Annotated in this window: 16 protein-coding genes; 6 read left to right on the forward strand and 10 right to left on the reverse strand. The window is 73.1% G+C overall.

Annotation, left to right across the window (positions count from 1 at the left end):
- Positions 1–36 precede the first annotated feature (36 nt).
- Entirely contained in the window at positions 37–918 is an 882-nt protein-coding gene (locus WME95_RS34925) for an OmpA family protein (protein ID WP_437543799.1), read from the reverse strand.
- A gap of 302 nt (positions 919–1220) precedes the next feature.
- On the opposite strand from WME95_RS34925, the gene WME95_RS34930 reads away from it, so the two are divergent.
- Together WME95_RS34930 and WME95_RS34935 are read left to right on the forward strand one after the other, a co-directional pair.
- Positions 1221–2237: an isocitrate/isopropylmalate dehydrogenase family protein gene (locus WME95_RS34930; protein WP_437543801.1), complete on the forward strand. Its 1017-nt coding sequence runs from the start codon at positions 1221–1223 to the stop codon at positions 2235–2237.
- Between the two features lie 25 nt (positions 2238–2262).
- Complete coding sequence (locus WME95_RS34935; protein ID WP_437903676.1) at positions 2263–3099, forward strand: hypothetical protein; 837 nt, start codon at positions 2263–2265, stop codon at positions 3097–3099.
- 31 nt (positions 3100–3130) lie between these two features.
- Here the strand turns inward: WME95_RS34935 and WME95_RS34940 are convergent, their stop codons facing one another.
- The 6 genes from WME95_RS34940 to WME95_RS34965 form a co-directional block, all read right to left on the reverse strand.
- Positions 3131–3847 carry a hypothetical protein gene (locus tag WME95_RS34940; protein WP_437903677.1) on the reverse strand — a complete coding sequence of 239 codons (717 nt, stop codon included), beginning with the start codon at positions 3845–3847 and terminating at the stop codon, positions 3131–3133.
- Positions 3844–4623, reverse strand: a complete 780-nt coding sequence (locus WME95_RS34945) for a Smr/MutS family protein (protein ID WP_437903678.1) — start codon at positions 4621–4623, stop codon at positions 3844–3846. Before WME95_RS34945 ends, WME95_RS34940 begins: the two co-directional genes overlap by 4 nt.
- The gene (locus tag WME95_RS34950; protein WP_437903679.1) at positions 4616–4993 is read right to left on the reverse strand and encodes a hypothetical protein; all 378 of its coding nucleotides are present in this window, start codon (positions 4991–4993) and stop codon (positions 4616–4618) included. The genes WME95_RS34945 and WME95_RS34950 overlap by 8 nt, the downstream gene beginning before the upstream one ends.
- A gap of 915 nt (positions 4994–5908) precedes the next feature.
- Complete coding sequence (locus WME95_RS34955) at positions 5909–7117, reverse strand: serine hydrolase domain-containing protein (protein ID WP_437903680.1); 1209 nt, start codon at positions 7115–7117, stop codon at positions 5909–5911.
- Positions 7118–7330: 213 nt separating this feature from the next.
- The gene (locus WME95_RS34960; RefSeq protein ID WP_437903681.1) at positions 7331–7864 is read right to left on the reverse strand and encodes an NUDIX hydrolase; all 534 of its coding nucleotides are present in this window, start codon (positions 7862–7864) and stop codon (positions 7331–7333) included.
- A 12-nt stretch (positions 7865–7876) separates the two neighbouring features.
- Positions 7877–8860, reverse strand: coding sequence for a YcbK family protein (locus WME95_RS34965; RefSeq protein ID WP_437903682.1), 984 nt, complete (start codon positions 8858–8860; stop codon positions 7877–7879).
- 1247 nt (positions 8861–10107) lie between these two features.
- On the opposite strand from WME95_RS34965, the gene WME95_RS34970 reads away from it, so the two are divergent.
- The 4 genes from WME95_RS34970 to WME95_RS34985 all read left to right on the forward strand — a co-directional run bounded on the left by WME95_RS34970 (position 10108) and on the right by WME95_RS34985 (position 12779).
- Positions 10108–10791 carry a hypothetical protein gene (locus WME95_RS34970; RefSeq protein WP_437543816.1) on the forward strand — a complete coding sequence of 228 codons (684 nt, stop codon included), beginning with the start codon at positions 10108–10110 and terminating at the stop codon, positions 10789–10791.
- Positions 10788–11261, forward strand: coding sequence for a hypothetical protein (locus tag WME95_RS34975; RefSeq protein ID WP_437903683.1), 474 nt, complete (start codon positions 10788–10790; stop codon positions 11259–11261). Before WME95_RS34970 ends, WME95_RS34975 begins: the two co-directional genes overlap by 4 nt.
- 2 nt (positions 11262–11263) lie before the next feature.
- Positions 11264–11716: a D-aminoacyl-tRNA deacylase gene (gene dtd, locus WME95_RS34980; protein ID WP_437903684.1), complete on the forward strand. Its 453-nt coding sequence runs from the start codon at positions 11264–11266 to the stop codon at positions 11714–11716.
- Positions 11717–11786: 70 nt separating this feature from the next.
- Positions 11787–12779, forward strand: a complete 993-nt coding sequence (locus WME95_RS34985; protein ID WP_437903685.1) for a ketopantoate reductase family protein — start codon at positions 11787–11789, stop codon at positions 12777–12779.
- A 52-nt stretch (positions 12780–12831) separates the two neighbouring features.
- Here the strand turns inward: WME95_RS34985 and pdxA are convergent, their stop codons facing one another.
- The 3 genes from pdxA to WME95_RS35000 form a co-directional block, all read right to left on the reverse strand.
- Entirely contained in the window at positions 12832–13935 is a 1104-nt protein-coding gene (pdxA, locus tag WME95_RS34990; protein ID WP_437903686.1) for a 4-hydroxythreonine-4-phosphate dehydrogenase PdxA, read from the reverse strand.
- Positions 13932–14768, reverse strand: coding sequence for a winged helix-turn-helix domain-containing protein (locus tag WME95_RS34995; RefSeq protein ID WP_437903687.1), 837 nt, complete (start codon positions 14766–14768; stop codon positions 13932–13934). Before WME95_RS34995 ends, pdxA begins: the two co-directional genes overlap by 4 nt.
- A 203-nt stretch (positions 14769–14971) precedes the next feature.
- A complete protein-coding gene (locus WME95_RS35000) occupies positions 14972–16417 on the reverse strand; it encodes a TldD/PmbA family protein (protein ID WP_437294273.1) in 1446 nt (481 codons plus the stop codon).
- Between the last annotated feature and the right edge of the window lie 546 nt (positions 16418–16963).

Raw genomic sequence — 16963 nt, forward strand, 5'->3', positions numbered from 1 at the left:
CGCCGCGGACGGCGGCGCGCGCCGCGAGGTCGCGGGTTACTGCGTGATCGCCCGCAGGTCGAGCATCTCTTCGACGCTCGGGACCACGATGAGGTCGCAGCGGCGGTTCTTCTGCCGGCCCTCGTCGGTGTCGTTGGTCGCGACCGGATCGGTGTCCGCGAAGCCCGCCGCGCTCCAGTTCGCGACGGGGAGCGCGCCCCCGCCGCCCTTGACGTCGGCCGGGCTGACGAGGAACACGAGCACCTCGCGGGCGCGCATCAGCGACAGGCCCCAGTTGTCGCGGAACTGGCCGCCCGCGAGCGGCTTGTTGTCCGTGTGGCCGGCGACCTGGTAGTCGCGCTGGAGCAGCGACTTGTCGTTCTTCACGACCGTCGCCACCTTGAGGAGGATCTCCTTGCCCTCCTTCTTGAGCGTCTCGCGCCCGGAGTCGAAGAGGACGTCGCCCGGCAGCGAGATGACCATCCGGTTGTTCCGGATGTTCACCGCCAGGCCGAGCTTCGTGAGCTCGTCCAGCTTCTTCTTGAGCGTCTCGAACCGCGCCTTGATCGCCTCCAGCTGGCGGGCGCGGGCTTTGAACTCGGCGAGCGCCTTCTCGCGCTCCTCCAGCGTCGAGCTCAGCTGCGACACCTGCGTGCTCGTCGCCTGGAGGTTCTCGTTCAGCTTGCCGATGTCGACCCCGGCCGCCTCGAGCTGCTTCGTCAGCTCCGCGACCTTCGCCTGGGTCGCCTCGAGCTCCTTCTGCGTCTCGGCGAGGCGGCCCTCCGTGGTCTGGTGCTGGCTCTGAAGGCGGTTGTACTTGTCGAGCTGGGCCTTCCACTCCTCCTCGGAGTAGCCGCACCCCAGCGAGGACGACGCGATCACGGCAGGCAGGAAGGCCGCGAAGGCGGTTCTGCGACCTTTCAAGACACGAGGGTGCATGAGCACGCTCCTTCACTCTAGTTGGGGAACATGGGCTGGGGCCGATGGCTCGGCCCGCGCCCGGTTCCAGGTGACAGCGGCCTGTCAGGCCGTGCGGACGCGTACCCTACCGAGGTCGCGCGCGATTGTAAAAGGCCGTATCGAGCCGCCCGACCCCCCGCCTCGCGCGCCTCTCTCCGTCGCCGCGCCCCGTCACCGCGTCCGCCAGGCGCGGCGCGCTGACGCGGCGCGTGTATGCGCCATCGCAACACAGGCGCGCTTGTCCATTGTTCCCGCCTGCGCACCTGCTAATGGGACGGCCCATGGCCTATCGCATCACGCTGATCCCGGGCGACGGCATCGGCCCGGAGGTGGTGACGGCGACTCAGGATGTGGTCTCCGCCGCCGGCGTTGCCGTCGACTGGGAGATCCATCACGCGGGCATCGAGGTCGCGAAGCTGACGGGCTCGCCGCTCCCCCTCCCCGTGATCGACGCCGTGCGGAAGAACCGGATCGCCCTGAAGGGCCCGGTGACGACGCCGATCGGGGGCGGGTTCCGCTCGGTCAACGTCACGCTCCGGCAGACGCTCGACCTCTACGCGAACGTGCGGCCGATCCGCAGCCTGCCGGGCGTCGAGCCGCGGTTCGACGTCGACATGGTCATCGTGCGCGAGAACACCGAGGGGCTCTACGCCGGGCTCGAGCTCATGATCCTGCCCGGCGTGGCCCAGAGCATCAAGCTCACGACCGAGCGGGGCTCGACGCGCATCGCGGAGTTCGCGTTCCGGTACGCGAAGAAGCACGGCCGGAGCAAGGTGACGATCGTCCACAAGGCGAACATCATGAAGATCTCCGACGGCCTCGCGCTCGACTGCGCGCGGCGGGTGGCCGTGGGGCACCCCGAGATCCAGCTCGGCGAGATGATCGTCGACGCGGCGGCCATGACGATGGTCCGCGATCCGAACCGGCTCGGCGTGATCGTGACGGAGAACCTCTACGGCGACATCCTCTCCGACCTCGGGGCCGGCCTGGTCGGCGGGCTCGGGATCGTGCCCGGCGCGAACATCGGCGACGACGCGGCGGTCTTCGAGGCGGTGCACGGGTCGGCGCCGGACATCGCGGGCAAGGGCTACGCGAACCCGACGGCGCTCGTGCAGAGCGCCGTGATGATGCTGCGGCACCTCGGCGAGCACGACGCGGGCGATCGGATCGAGCGGGCGCTGACGACGCTCTACCGGGCTGGCCAGGTGCGCACGCGCGACCTCGGCGGCGCCGCGAGCACGAGCGACTTCACCCGGGCGCTCTGCGCGGAGATCGAAAGGCCTCGCGCGGAGGCCTAGCGGAGGGCATCCTGATCCCGCAGACGTGGGATCCGCCTTCACGTGGCTGCTCGAGTGGTGCGCCGAGCTCGTCGGCGCGACGGACGGGGCTGCCGGCGCCGCGGGCGACGACGCGAGGCGCCGGCGGCGGCTGCTGCTCTTGCTCGCGCTCTCGTCGCTCGTCGCGGCGAGCTACTTCCTCAGCGAGATCTGGGGCGTGAAGGGCCTGCTCCCGGCCGCCCTGTTCTTCGCGCTCGCGGTGAAGGCGACGCGCGCCGTCCTCGACGCGCGCGCGTCGCTGTGGCGCGCCGCCGCGCTCGACCTCGAGGACCCAGCGCAGCGCCCGCGCGCCGGCGCGGATCCGTGGTTCTCGCCCCCTACGGCGAGGGTCCTGCGCGCGCTGGCCGCCGTGATCGACGCTGCGCGCCGCGAGCGCTACGCGGCCGCGCTGGAGCGGCTCCCGTCGGTCGATCGGGCCGCGCTCCGGCCCGACGAGGCGCGGCTGCTCGAAGCGGCCCGCGCGCTGCTCTCGCTGGGCCTCGGCGACCCGGCGCGCGCGGCGCAGCAGGCGATCGTCGCGCTGCCCACGGGGATCGACGCCATCGACGCGCGGCTCGGCCGCGTGGTGATCGCCGACGCGTGGAAGAGCCCCGCGCGGCTCGAGGCGATCGATCGCGCGTGGCGGCAGGAGCTCCAGGGCGGCGTGGCCTCCGAGGCGCTCGAGCGCCTCCTGTCGCTGTCGCGGCTGCGCTTCGCGCCGCACGCGCTGGAGGCGCTCCAGCCCGTCGAGGCGCGCGCGCTGTCGGCCGAGGCCTGGTCGATCGGCGAGGAGGAGCTCGCCGCGGCGCTCGAGTCCCGCGCGCGGAGCGGCGTCTACCGCTGAGCCGGCGGCGCGCGGCGGCGGCTCGCGCGGCTCACGGCGGCGGCTCGCGCGGCACGGCGGGCGCGATCTCGCGCAGCAGGCGGAGGCCGCCGAGCGAGATCTCGACCACCGCGGCGAGCCGCTCCGCCACGAGCTGCTCCGCCGAGGGCCCCGCGGCGCGCGTCTCCGCGACGAAGGCGAAGCAGCGCCGGCCGGAGCCGCCGAAGGCGACCGCGAAGCCGTCGATCGGCGCTCGCGGCGATGAGTGCGTGTCGGCGACGCCGATCGCCACGACCGTGTCGAACCCCTCCGGCACGTCGATCCGGCGCTCGGCGGCGGTGAGGCCCTCGCCGGGGCGCGGCAGGTCGCGCCAGAGCCGCGCGCGCGCCTCGCACGCCGCGCGGCTCGCGCGGCCGTCCTCGCGCCAGGTGCGCACGAGCAGCGACGTCGACGACGCGGCGTGGGTCGCGACGAGCCAGGGGCCCTCGCCGTCCTCGACGCGGAAGCCGCGCGCGTCGGGCAGGGGGAGCCGGAGATCGAAGCGATCCGAGCGGTATTCGCCGAGCTCGCCGTCGCCGAGCGTCGACGCCGCCTGCGCGGGCGGCGCGGGCCTCGGCGGCCCGGGCGGCGCGGCCGGGGCCGGCGCGCACGCGGGTACCAGGGCGAGCAGCGCGGCGGCCGGCGCGAGGGCGCGGCGCGGCGCGCGCGCCTTCGGCTGCGGCCCGTGCCCCGGCGCTCCGGCGGGCTGGGCGCGCGGCTCCGGCCTCATCGCGTGAGCAGGACGAGCAATGCGCCTGCGCCGCCCTCCGCGTCCGGGGCCGTCGCGAAGGCGGCGACGTGGCGGGCGACGCGGCCGTTGCTCAGCCAGGCGGCGATCTCGCCGCGGAGCACGGCGTGGCCGCCGGGCGAGTGGTTGCCCTTGCCGTGGACGATGGCGACGACGCGGTCGCCGTCACGCTGGCGCTTGCAGACGAACGCCTCGACGGCCTCGCGCGCCGCCTCGAGCCTCAGGCCGTGCAGATCGAGGGTGCCGTCGACGGCGTAGCGGGCGCGGCGGAGCCGCCTGAGCTCGCGCGGATCGACGTCGAGGCGCCGGCCCTCGATGCGCTCGCTGTCGTCCGTGGTCTCGAACTTGATCCCCTCGATGACGAGCGAGCGCATGCGCGAGCGCGCGTCCTCGTCCGGATCGAACGTGATCGTCGGGAGCGCGGCCCGCTCGACGCGGCTGGCGGTGACCGGGATCCGGGTCGCGCGATCCTCGAGCACGCGGACGCCGGCCATGTAGATGGCGAAGGTCTCGGGGTCGACGGGCCGCGGCGCCTGCTCGGCGCTTGCCCGCGCCGCCGCGCCTGCGCCCGGCGGCGCGGGCGATCTCGTCTTGGGCTTCGCCTCGGCCGAGGCCGCCGTCGCCTTGGGCTTCACCTCGGTCGAGGCCGCCGTCGCCTTGGGCGAGGCCGCCGTCGCCTTGGGCTTCGCCTCGGGCGCCGGCTTGGCCTTGTTCAGCTGCCGGAGCGTGGAGAACGGCTGATAGAACGCCTCATTCACCTTGCGCGCCGCCGCCTTCGCGGCTCGCTCCGGGCTGGCCGTCGTTCTCGTGTCTCTCTCGCGCTTCGCGCCCTTCGCCATCCCCCAGAACATCGCTCGCGAGGCCGCGGAGTGCAAACCGGACGGCTTCGATGCCGGCGAGCTGCCCGTCCTCGAAGTGCCAGTCGGGGTCGTCGAGGCCGGGGAAGTCGTGCGGGTTGCGGATGTCCTCGGCCGTGAGCGTGGGGATGAGGCGCCTCGCGAGGTCGATGACCTTGGCCCTCTGCGCTCCCTCCATGTCGGCGAGCAGCGCGAAGATGCGGCGGAAGAGCTCGGCGGGCGAGGGGGCGGCGGGCGGGGCGCCTGGGCGGCCCGCGTCGTGAGAGCGCATCGGGCGCAGCATACGCCATCGGGCCGGGCGCGCCGCGCGCCCCGTCGCGGCGCGGGAGGCCGCGCGCGCGGAGCTCGGGCCGCCTCCCGCGCGTGGCAGCCCGGGCTGCGGCGAGGGGGAGCGGGGCTCCGCCGGCCCCCCCGAGCGGCTCGTCAGGCGCGCAGGCGAGGGCGCGCCGCTGGCGACGCCCCCGCCCTACGGTTTCCACTCCGCGCGACGCGAGGAACGGGGACCCACCCGCCCCTCGGCGCCGCTCCTGGAGGTCAGCGAGGCTCTCCGAGGCGCAGGATCGGCCCGGGGCGGTCCTCTGCCGGCGTTGCCTCTGATCGCCCGGGGTCATGGGGCTGCCCGTAGGGATGGAAGCCGCCGTACGGCCTGAAGGGTCTGAACGGCCGGAAGTGCCCATACGGCCTGAAGGGTCTGAACGGCCGGAAATGCCCATATGGCCTGTGCGGCCCGAAGGGCCTGAACGGCCGGAAATGCCCATGAGTTGGGACGTCATCCGGGGGAATCCTGGCGTCGGGGAAGTCCGAGCTCGTCGTCTCCTCGACGAGCACGAGATCTTGAATGGGCGTCGTGCTCCCCGCAGCAGCCATCTGCGCGGTGCCGAGCGCCATTCCGGACAGCGCCAGGCCCCCGAGCGCTTTCACCAGCTTCATCACGGAATCCTTTCGCGATGCGAGCGTCTTGCCGGGCGTCATCCCGCGCGGGCTGCGTCCATGGCGATGCAAGCGTGAGGCCCGTTCGAGGCGGACCGCTTGTGCCACGCACGGCGGCGCGGGCTCCTGATAACCGTGGTTCGGCGCCGCGCGCGCCTCGCACGCCGCGGGGCGTCGCGTGTGCGCGCGCCGGACAGCGACCGGCACCGGCCTGCGCGCGTGCGCGTCGATATCGACGCGGCGGCCCCTTCCCGGCTCAGGGCGTGATCAGGACATTCGACAGATCATCGACGATCCTGCCGACATCGCCGCCGTCGAGATTGACGAGCACGGTGATAGAAGCATCCTTGTCGACCGCGTAATAAGACGACGACGTGAAGCCCCAGATACCGCCGTCGTGACCGACCTGGACGCCGAGCGGAGACTCCCGGCGCGACAGCCCGAGGCCGTACCCGGTGACCTCGCCGAGGGGCGCGTCGACCCACGCGGTCATCTCTTCGATCTCGGCGGGGCCGAGCAGCGTGCCGTCGAGCACCTTGCGGTAGAAGCGCGTGAGGTCGCCCGTTGTCGAGACCAGCGCGCCCGCCGCGCCGGCCGCGGACGCGTCGATCGCGGAGGTCATCTCGACGAGCTCCCCCCGGCTCCGCCCGTAACCGTGCACGAGGCCGGGCAGGGCCTCCTCGGCGCCGTCGAGGTAGGTGTGCGCGAGCCCCGCCGGCTCGAGGACGCGGGCGCGGAGCAGCTCGCCGATGGGCTCTCCCGAGGCTGCTTCGACGATCAGGCCGGCGATGATGTAGTTCGTGTTGGAGTAGGCGAAGCCGCGCCCTGGCTCGAAATACGGCGGCTTCGACGCCGCGAGCTCGATGAGCTCCGCGGGTGTCCACGCGCGCGTCGGATCGTCGAAGGCCGCGGTCCAGAACTCGTCGAGCGCCGTGTAATCGAAGACGCCGCTCGTGTGGTTCAGGATCTGTCGCACAGAGATCTGCTCTCCGCGGGGGACACCGCCGACGTACGCAGAGACGGCGTCGTCGAGCGACAGCCGGCCTTCTGCGCGGAGCATCAGCGCCAGCGTGGAGACGAAGGTCTTCGTGATGCTCCCTGCGCGGAAGAGATCGCCGGGCTGGATGGCCACGTCGGCCTCGGTGTCCGCGACCCCCGCCGCGCCGAGCCAGCTGCACCCGCCGAGGTGCACGGCGGCGGCCGCTCCGGGGAGCCGCTGCGCATCCACGGCCGCGTCGAGCGCGCTCTGGAGCTCGACCGAGAGCTCGTCGCAGCCGGCGCCCGGCGCAGGGTCTGGACCGCCAGGTCCAGCGGCGGCGCTCCCGACTCCGACGCTCTCACGGCCCTCGTCGTCCGTGGCGGCCACCATGTCGAGCGGAGCGGGCGAGGAGCTCGTGCACCCCGCGAGGAGGACAACGCCAATATAAGAAGAGAAGAAAGCGGTCGGCCGAAGAACACGGCTCATCAATCGGGTCTCCATGGCTTCCCCGTGAGGTCCATTGCTGCGCTCCGCCGCGCCGCTCCTGAGCTCCAGGGGCGGCCCCGCGAACGACAGGCATCAAGACGCGACGGGTCCGACCGTGTCAACCGGCCCGCAAAGATGCGGGTGCTCTCGCCCACGCAGGACGTCGATAACGCAGCTTATCGCGTGAGTCGGCAGACAGGCCGTTCCCACGAATCACGCAACGGCGAGCGCCCGCAGCAAGGTGATCACGGCGATCGAGTGGCTGATCCGGCCGTCCTGCATCGCCGCCCTCACGTCATCTGCGCTCATCACGACCGCTTCCGTGCTCTCGTGCTCGTCGCCCTCGGGCTCGCCTACCCGCCGCGCGCCGCGCGCCAGGTAGAGGAAGCAGCGGTTCGCCTGGAGCGCAGGATTCGGGTGCACCCACCCGAGCGTCTCGAGCGACTCCACGGCATACCCCGTCTCCTCCAGCAGCTCGCGCGGCGCAGCGGCCGCCGGCTCTTCCCCTGGATCGACGAGGCCGCCAGCCGTCTCGATGGTCACCGCGTCGACCCCGTGCCGGTACTGCCGCACCAGGACGAACTGACCTTCATCCGTGATCGCGGCCACCGAGATCCAGTCGGCGAGCTCCAGCGTGAAGGCAGGATAAGACGCGCCCGCAGCCATGACTTCATGGCGATGGATCGCGAGCGGACCGAACGTACCGGCGAGCGCCGAGGCGTGCCGGCGAGGAATCGTGATACCCATCCCGCCTCACTACTACGGCGTGCCTCTCGCCGCCTTCTCCGGCACCGCTCCTGTCTTCTCCGTCACCGCTCCCACCTTCTCCAGCGTGGTGGTCGCCTTCTCGGGCGGTCCCGCCTTCTCCAGCGTGGTGGTCGCCTTCTCGGGCGGTCCCGCCTTCTCCTGCGTCGTGCTCGCCGTCTCCGGCGGTCCCGCCTTCGCCTGCGTCGTGCTCGCCGTCTCCGGCGCCGCGCTCGCCTTGTTCGGCACAGGGCCAGCCGTCTTCTCCGGCGCCGTGCTCGCAGTCCTGTCGCGGCGCTCCCGCCGGAGCACCTCCTCCGCGTCCTCGCCGGGCATCCGCTCGGTCGCCCCTCGCCCTTCGTCCTGTGGTGGCGGCCACGCGGTCACATAGCGGGGTGCCTCGCCGGGTCCGGACGCATCGATCCACGAGACGCTCCCCGTCCCTGGCGCGCGCACATCGACGTGCACGAACGAGCTGTTCGGATAGTACCCGCAGCCCGTGTCGGCGAGCGCGCGGCAGGCGGCTGCGAGCTCGTCGTTCCGCACCCCGGCGATGCGCAGGTCGAGCGCCCGCCCCGTCTGGTGCAGGCTACCCTGGCTCTGCGGCCGATACCCGCTCACGAGCGACACGAGCCGGCCCGGGTACCGCCGCGCCAGCGCGTCGATGCGGGAGAGCAGCCCGGGATCGAGCAGCCGTACGCCGGGCGCGATCTCCCCTCCCTGCACCCAGCTCGCCCTGCTCCCGGCGGCTCGCGGCGCATCGCCGGCGCGCCGCCCCTTGCGGCTCGCCGCTTCCGGCCTCCGCGCGGGCGCCCCCTCGTCGGACAGGATCGGCCGCGGCGTGCCCCAGGGGCGCGCAAGCAAGGAGAGAGCGCGCCGGGCCTCCTCGCGCGGCTTCCCTTTGCAGTCGACCAGCTCGAGGCGCTCGGGCTCCAGCCCGCTGCGATCCATCGAGAGCACCGGTCCGTGGCACGGCTTCGGAGGCGCCTCCCGCTCCATCCCTTTCTTCGCCCCGCGCCGCTTGCTCTCGGCCGTGCGCGCCGCCCGCCTCTTCTCCTTCTTCCTCTCGCCGCCCGCCTTCTTCTTGGCGACCGCGTTTTTCCCGCCGCCCGCCTTCGCCGAGCCGCCCGCGTTTTCCTCCGCGTCTGCAGCCGCGTGCGGCGCCTTGCTGCGGGTACTACGGGCCCTCCCCCTCCGGTCCCCCGCCCCGTTCGTCTTCTCGTCACCGCTCGCCGCCGAGGCGCTCTTCACGCGGCGATCGGGCGAGCTCTCCCGCGTCTTCGTTCGCGGAGTTTGCTCCGCGCCTGCGGGGCTCGCCGGCGCACGGCCCCGACGGGTCTGCTCGCTCTCCTCTTCCCTCGATTCCCCGGACCTCTCGGCAGCGGCGTGCGCCCCGGGCAGCGGCTCCGCGCAGACGGGCCCCGCCAGGATCGCCGGCACCGCGATGCTCACCAGCACCGAGAGCGCGGCCGCGCGAGCACGCTTCAGGCGCGCACGCGGCTCCCCCCTGCGCACAGCTCCCCCTGCGTCCCGCGGCGCCGCGCCTTCACTGCTCACGGATCGAAGGCTCATCATGGAAAGCTCCAGTCGGTTCGGGTGCGAGTGCCATCCGCCAAGGAGCGGATCTCCCAGACACGGCGTCGCCGCCCGTCCGCAGGATGTGGGATTGGGAAGGGCAGTCAGCGGTCCGCTTCTTGAATCGACCTGGGACGAGACCGGCAACCTCGAAACAGCGTCTCCGAGACGCCCCTCGCGGAAGCTCGCAAGCTCGGAAGGGAGACTCGGAAGGGAGACTCGGAAGGCAACCTCGGAAGGGACCGAACCTGAGGGCAGGAATGGCATGAAGTGCGGAGGGCAGCCCAATTTTCTGCGGCGCTGACCAAAGGCTGTGGTAGGAACCCAGCTGCCTCGCGACTGCGGTCGGGTCGTGAGCGCGGCTCCGGGGTGCATGGGGGCAGAGCCCCTCGTCACGCGGTCCGCGGCCGGGTATCGCCCGGCGCACCACGCACTGCGGCGTGGCCCTACCCTCACGATCAACGCAGCCAGCGTGATCAGCGCGGAGATAGGCGTCGCGTCCCTTGCGCAACATCGTCCGGGCCATCGCGGATCGCGGGGGAAGCGCCCGGCCCAACACGCACCAGCCTCATTCACCACAACATCGATGCAAGCGGGGCGCCACACGCGGGATGCGGAAGCCGAACCCGGTGGCGCGTCCATGATCGCTCCGAGGTCACCAGGGGCACGACATGCGCCGAATTCGTAGAGACGCAACCAAGGTCTGGCACAATCCCGAGCTCCACACGGCCTATGGCCGTGGTCAGCCGAACAGCGCGGGGCTGCCGCGTCCGACGCAGACCGGCGAGGACCGGCGGGCAGCCAAGCAACACCGCGCCGCGCTCGAGGCGCTGTTCTCTCCGCGCAAGGAGCCGGAGGCAGAGGACAGCAAGGGCGGGCGCGTCAAGTCCGGACGCGACGCCGCGTCCAAGGCGCCGGGGCGCATCGTCCTCGCGCCGCCTCCGCAGAGCGACCCGAAGGCCGTCGAGCGCCAGCGGCTCCTGTCGAAGCTGCTCTGCGCGTCGGGCCGGCCCAACATCTCCAAGGCCGCGAACGAGTTCCTCCGCGCCGGCCACGCCTTCCCCGCGGAGCAGGACGTGTACCTGCAGCTGCTCGAGCACAGCGACGAGCAGCGCATCCAGGAGGCGATCGACGAGCTCGCGGGCATCCTCGTCGGCGAGCTGCCGAAGCGGCGCGCCGTGCTCGAGTCGCGGCTCCGCCGCATCGAGGAGTTCGCGGAGGAGCCCGCGACGCGCGAGGCCGCCGAGCGGCTGCGCCGCCAGGTGAGCGGCAGGCCCGAGGCCCCGGCCGCGGACGGAGCGGCCCGGCGCAGCGCGGGAGGGGACGTCTCCGAAGCGAGCGGCGAGGCGGAATGACGCGCGCGGAATTCGAGGCCGAGCTCCGCAAGCTGATCCAGGCGTTCGAGACGGGCACCGGCAACGAGCGGTGCGTCGCGTGCGTCTCGTGCGAGCGCTGCGTCGACTGCACGTTCTGCCGCAACTCGAAGGCGCTGCAGCGGTGCCACTACTGCGTCGACACCCAGCGCTCCTCGGACAGCACGCACTGCCGCGGCTGCCGCGATCTCATCGCGTGCAGCCACTGCGTCGCGTCCGAGCGGTGCACGCAGTCGTCGTACCTCGTGCGCTCGGTCGACTGCACCGGCTGCACCTACTGCTTCGGCTGCGTGGGCCTCGTGCGGAAGGACTTCCACATCCTCAACCAGCCGTACGATCGCGGCACCTACTTCAAGCTCACGGCCAAGCTGATGCGCGAGCTCGGGCTGAGCGCGGGCACCGGGGCGGAGCCCGCCGCCGCGCCGAGTCGAAGCGCGGCCGCGCAGCGCTAGCGATGCGCGCGGTCGTTCAACGCGCGCTCGGCGCGCGCGTCGAGGTCGGAGGCCAGGTGGTCGGCGCGATCGAGCGCGGCCTCGTGGCCTTCGTCGGCGCCGCGAAGGACGATGACGACGCCGACGCCGACCACGTCGCGAGCAAGATCGCGGGCCTCCGCGTGTTCAGCGACGACGCCGGCAAGATGTCGCGGGCGCTCGCGGACGTGCGCCGCGGCGGCGTGCTCGCGATCAGCCAGTTCACGCTCTTCGGGGACGTCCGGCGCGGCCTGAGGCCGAGCTTCGACGGCGCCATGGAGCCCGTGCGCGCCGAGGCGCTGTACGATCGCTTCGTCGCCGCCTTGCGGGCCCGCGGCCTCACGGTGGCCACGGGCCGCTTCCGCGCCGACATGCGCGTGTTCGTCGAGAACGACGGCCCGGTCACCATCCTCATCGATTCGAAGCGGACGTTCTGAGGGATCTGCCGCGATCGGCGGCGACGACCACCCCCTTTTCCCCGAGCGCCGCGCAGGCTACGGGGGAGCCATGCGGGTCACCATCGTGGGCGCGGGGGCGCTCGGGCGGATCTACGGCGTGCGCCTCGCCGCCCAGGGAGACGACGTCACGTTCGTGGTCCGGCCCGAGCGCGCCGGCGACGTACGGCCGTTCGTGGTCGAGCAGGTGAACGGCGCCGATCGACGCGACACGCTCGATCGCCCACGCCTCGCGGCCGAGATCCCGGCCGACGCGGACGTCGTCCTGATCACCGTGCGCTTCGATCAGCTCGTCCCCCGCGCTGACCTCGGCGGCGCCGCGCAGCGCGCGGCGGGCGGCAGGTCGGTGGCGGATCTGCTCCGCGGCGGCCCGGCCGCGCCCGCCGTGGTGCTCACGCCGCTCCTGCCCAGGCAGCGCGCCGACCTCGAGGAGGCCGCCCAGCGCCGCATCACCCCCGCGATGCCGGGCGTCTCGGGCTACCTCGACGAGCGCGGCGTGGTCCGCGCCTGGATCACCGAGCTCGCGCCCACGCTCATCGACGAAGAGGGAGGCGCCCCCGCGGAGCGACCGCCGATCGAGGAGCTCGCGCGCCGCCTCACGAGCGCCGGTGTCCCGGCGCGGCTCGAGCCCGACGTGGGCGCGCAGAACGTGGCCACCACGACCGCGTTCTTCCCGCTGATCGTTGCCATCGACGCGGGCGGCGGGGTGAGCGCACTGCTCGAGAACGACGGCGTGCTCCGCACCGTGATCGAGGCCACAAGGGAGTCCGTGGCGCTCGCGGACCGGCTGGGCAAGGTGGCCCCGTGGACGAAGCTCCTCCTCCGGTTCATCGGGCCGCTCACGTTGAAGCCGGGCGTCGCGCTCGTGCGCCTGCTGGCCCCGGAGTTCTTGCGGTTCCTCGACGTGCATTTCGGCCCCAAGCTCCACGCGCAGCACCTCGCGATGGGCGCCACCGTCCTCGAGATGGGCCGGGAGCGCGGCGTGAGCATGCCGGCGCTCGAGCGGCTGCTCGCGCACCTCGGCGGCCGTCCACGGGCGCGCTGAGCCGCGGCCTCCTGCGCGCGCCGGCGTGCCGCGGCGCCGGCGTGTCGCTGCGTCAGCGCGCGCGCGCGGCCGCGAGCTGCGCCGCGAGCACGATCGCCTCGCGCATGCCTCGCGGGTCGGCGCGCCCCGTTCCCGCGAGATCGTACGCGGTGCCATGGTCGACGCTCGTGCGCACGATCGGCAGGCCGAGCGTGACGTTCACGGCCTCGCCGAAGCCCAGGAGCTTGCTCGGGATCGTCGCCTGGTCGTGGTACATGGCGACGACCCCGTCGAGCGCGCCGCGCGCCGCGAGCCGGAACGCCGTCTCCGCGCCGACGGGCCCGGTCAGCTCCGCCGCCGGGCCCGAGCGCGAAAGCCGCCGCGCCGCGAGGCGGATCCCCGGCGTGATCCGCACCTGCTCTTCGTCGCCGAGGAGCCCGCCTTCGCCTGCGTGCGGGTTGAGCGCGGCGACGGCCACCCGCGGCCTCTCGCGGCCGAGATCGCCGAGCAGCCGCGCGAGCCACACCGCGGCGCGCGCCACCTCGCGCGGGCTCACCGCGTCCGGCACCTCGCGCAGCGGCACGTGGGTCGTCACGAGGGCGGTCACGAGCTTGCCCGAGGCGAAGGCCATCGTGACCTCGCGCGCGCGGAGCCGCCGGCCCAGGTGCTCGGTGTGCCCGAGGAAGTCCGCGGACCCCGGCGCGCCGCTCGTGGCGATCGCGTGCTTCGACGCGGGCCCCGTGACCAGCGCCGCCGCGACGCCTTCGCGGACCAGATCCGTCGCCGCGTCGATCCACGCGAGCTGCGCCGCGCCGTCCTCGGCCTCGGGCCGACCGAACGCGCTCGGCCGCGAGAGCCGCGCGCTGCCCGCCCAGAGCCCGATCGTGCCGGGCGCGAGCTCCTCGATGGCGGCGCGCCCATCGACGACGACGAGCCGGCGGGCGGCGACCCGGACGAGCTTCGCTGCCCGCCGGATGATCGCCTCATCGCCGACGAGCACGCAGCGCGCGCCCTCGACGGACGCCGCGCCGGCCACGGCCACCTCGGGGCCCACCCCGCTGGGGCACCCGACGCTGATCGCGACGATCGGCGGCCCGGCGGGGCGCGAGCGACCACCGCCGCGCGCCGCACCGGCGGCGGTCGCTCGCGCCCCGCCGCGGCGAACCGGCGACGTCATCGGGTGATGCGCCGCTCGCGCCCGGACGGCGTGGCGTCGTTCGCCGAGGGCGCCGCTGGCCGCTTGCCCTGCGCGGCCTCCTCCTCGTCGCCCTCGTCCTCGTCGCCCTCGCCGTCGCTGTCCTCGTCCTCGTCCTCGTCGCGCAGCTCCCCGCGCTCGTCGCCCTGGGCCTCCTCGCCGGCCCCGCTCCGCTGGAGCCCCCTGCTCGCATCGCCGCCCTCGGGACCACCGGCGCCGGGGATCGGCGACTCGAGGCGGTACCCGGCGCCGCGCAGCGTGACGAGCGGCAGCGCCGCGCCGAGCTTCGCCCTGAGACGCCTCACGTGGATGTCGACGGTCCGCGCGCCGCCCTCGTACTGGCTGCCCCAGACACGGCGAAGGAGCTCCGTCCGCGACACAACTTTTCCACGGCGCTCGCACACGTACGAGAGCAGCGCGAACTCCTTCGCGGTGAGCGGCACGTGCATGCCGCCGACCGAGACGTCGTGGGCCGCGCGATCGATGACGATCGCGCCCACCTTCACCCGCTCCTCGGTCGCGAACTCGCTGCGGCGCCACTCGACGAGGCGCACGCGCGCGTAGAGCTCGGCGGGCACATACGGCACGAGCAGGAAGTCGTCGAAGCCGCTGGACGGCTCGATCCGCGCGATCTGCGCGACGCTCACGGCGACGAGCGCGCCGACCTCCTCGAGGCGCGGCTCGCGGCGCAGCGCGCGCAGCGCCGCGGCGGCCAGGTCCGGCCTGTCGAGCGCCTCGACGACGATCGCCCGCGCCTTGCTCTCGTCGTCGTGGAAGAGCCGCGGTGGATCATCCCAGAGATCCAGGGTCCGCACGTCAGCGCCCAGCGAGCGCAAGACCGATGCGGCACCCTCGTCGCGCTCCAGATCCGGTCCGTGTCCAACGATGGCTATGAACGAGCGACGCGCCATGAACGCCCCGTATACGGGTGTCACGACGGGCCGGCAAGACGCACCGCGCTAAACCCACCAATACCGCTGCGAGGCTTACCTTCCGCCTGGCGTTCCAGCCTTGAAAATCAGCCGATCCGCGTTCCGCCGACCGTGATGAGATCGATCTTGATTGTGGGGCAGCCAACACCCACGGGGACGCTCTGTCCGTCCTTGCCGCACGTCCAGATGCCGTCGGAGACGGCGACGTCGTGGCCGAGCATGGTGACGCGCCGGAGCACCTCGGGGCCGTTGCCGATGAGGTTCACGCCCTTGAGGGGCGCGGTCAGCTTGCCGTCCTCGATGAGGTAGCTCTCGGTCAGAGAGAACACGAAATCGCCGTTCGAGATGTCGACCTGGCCGCCGCCGAACTTCTTCGCGAAGACGCCTCGCTTCACGGACCTCACGATCTCCTCGGGATCATGCGGGCCCGCGAGCAGGATGGTGTTCGTCATCCTGGGCATCGGCGCGGCGGCGAAGCTCTCGCGCCGCCCGTTGCCGGTCGGCGTGAGCCCGAAGTGCCGGGCCGACAGCCGGTCGTGCATGTACCCGACGAGCTTGCCGTTCTCGATGAGGGTGCTGCGCTCGGGCTCGTGCCCCTCGTCGTCCACGTTGATCGTGCCGCGCGACTGGAGGAGCGTCGCGTCGTCCACCACCGTGCAGAGCGGGCTCGCGACGTCCTTGCCGATCTGTCCCGCGTAGTTGCTGGTCCCCTTGCGGTTGAAGTCCGCCTCGAGCCCGTGCCCCACCGCCTCGTGAAGCAGGATGCCGCTGTCGCCCGGGGCGAGCACGACGTTCATCTCGCCGGCGGGCGCGTCGCGGGCGTCGAGCATCGCGACCGCCTGCCGCGCGGCCTCCTCGGCGTGCCACTCCGGCGACTTGCCCTCGAAGTAGGCCGTCGTCATGCGCCCGCCGCCGCCGCTCGAGCCTTCCTGGCGCTTTCCGCTGCGCTCGGCGAGCGCCCGCACGCCGAAGCGGATGAGCGGCTGGACGTCGTGCGCCATCCGCCCGTCGCTCGTGGCCACGAGGACCTCGCGCACCTCCTCGACGAAGCTCGCCTCCGCCTTGACGATGCTGGGATCGTAGGCGAGCGCCGCGGCGCTCGCGCGCTCGAGCAGCGCGCGCTTCGCGAGCCCGGGGGCGTCGAGCGAGATGCTGGGCAGCTCGTAGCGGGTCGGCAGCTCGCGGCGCCTGAGCTCGATCTTCTCCTTGCCGCCCGAGCCCGTCGCGATCTGCGCCGCCGTCTCGGCCGCGCGCCGCATCGCCTCCCAGGTGAGGTCCTCCGTGTACGCGTACCCGGTCGCGTCCCCTCGCTGGACGCGGACGCCGACCCCCATCGACACCCCACGCGAGGCCGCCTTGAGGATCCCTTCGTCGAAGGTGAACCCGCCTCCGGCGCGGTACTCGAAGAAGAGGTCAGCGTAATCACCACCCTTGGACAGGGCGACCGAGAGGAGCCGCTCGCAAAGCGCGGCGTCGACGGCATTTTCCTCTCCAGGAGCGAACGGGGCACGGTAGGCCTGGCTGCGCGACATGGTGCCCAACTCTAGGTCCATTCGCCGGGACGGTCGAGAAACGGCGGCGCTCCGGTGCGCCCTCCCGCCGACGCCCGCGCTCGGCCCCGGCGGCGGCCGAGCTCGCGACCTACCCCCTCTGCCCTTCATCCGGCGCGGCGCGCACCCATCGCCCGCGCGCGATGGGTACCCCGGGCGCGCCCGCGCACCCGGGGATCGCGGGGTCGCGCGACCTCCTGCGGGGCGGCCGCGGGTCGCGGAAGATCGCACGAAATGTGCAACAAGGCCGCTCGACTGCTAGGCTTAACGCTGTCTTCGCGGGAATGGCGGCGCTCGCCACCTTCCCCGCGATCTTCGCGAATCCCCGGCCGTTCAGCGCGTTCCTACAGGTAGGGCGCGCTCTTCGACGCGCCTCGACCGGACCGCCCAGCGTCCGACCGGGGCGGGGGCTCGCGGCCACCGCGCCATGTGGTCGCCGCGTCGCCAGACAGGGCCCCCGGGGGGCCGCACACTGCAAACAAGCACCTTCGCGGTAGCTTCCGGAACTTCCGGTGCCGCGCGCTTGTA

Source organism: Sorangium sp. So ce327, assembly GCF_051530205.1.
Classification (GTDB): Bacteria; Myxococcota_A; Polyangia; order Polyangiales; family Polyangiaceae; genus Sorangium; species Sorangium cellulosum_B.

Coding starts and splice junctions, on each gene's coding strand:
- WME95_RS34925 (WP_437543799.1), bottom strand. CDS start 918: ATGCACCCTCGTGTCTTGAAAGGTCGCAGAACCGCCTTCGCGGCCTTC.
- WME95_RS34930 (WP_437543801.1), top strand. CDS start 1,221: ATGGCCTATCGCATCACGCTGATCCCGGGCGACGGCATCGGCCCGGAG.
- WME95_RS34940 (WP_437903677.1), bottom strand. CDS start 3,847: ATGAGGCCGGAGCCGCGCGCCCAGCCCGCCGGAGCGCCGGGGCACGGG.
- WME95_RS34950 (WP_437903679.1), bottom strand. CDS start 4,993: ATGCGCTCTCACGACGCGGGCCGCCCAGGCGCCCCGCCCGCCGCCCCC.
- WME95_RS34955 (WP_437903680.1), bottom strand. CDS start 7,117: ATGAGCCGTGTTCTTCGGCCGACCGCTTTCTTCTCTTCTTATATTGGC.
- WME95_RS34960 (WP_437903681.1), bottom strand. CDS start 7,864: ATGGGTATCACGATTCCTCGCCGGCACGCCTCGGCGCTCGCCGGTACG.
- WME95_RS34965 (WP_437903682.1), bottom strand. CDS start 8,860: ATGGAGCGGGAGGCGCCTCCGAAGCCGTGCCACGGACCGGTGCTCTCG.
- WME95_RS34970 (WP_437543816.1), top strand. CDS start 10,108: ATGCGCCGAATTCGTAGAGACGCAACCAAGGTCTGGCACAATCCCGAG.
- WME95_RS34975 (WP_437903683.1), top strand. CDS start 10,788: ATGACGCGCGCGGAATTCGAGGCCGAGCTCCGCAAGCTGATCCAGGCG.
- dtd (WP_437903684.1), top strand. CDS start 11,264: ATGCGCGCGGTCGTTCAACGCGCGCTCGGCGCGCGCGTCGAGGTCGGA.
- WME95_RS34985 (WP_437903685.1), top strand. CDS start 11,787: ATGCGGGTCACCATCGTGGGCGCGGGGGCGCTCGGGCGGATCTACGGC.
- pdxA (WP_437903686.1), bottom strand. CDS start 13,935: ATGACGTCGCCGGTTCGCCGCGGCGGGGCGCGAGCGACCGCCGCCGGT.
- WME95_RS35000 (WP_437294273.1), bottom strand. CDS start 16,417: ATGTCGCGCAGCCAGGCCTACCGTGCCCCGTTCGCTCCTGGAGAGGAA.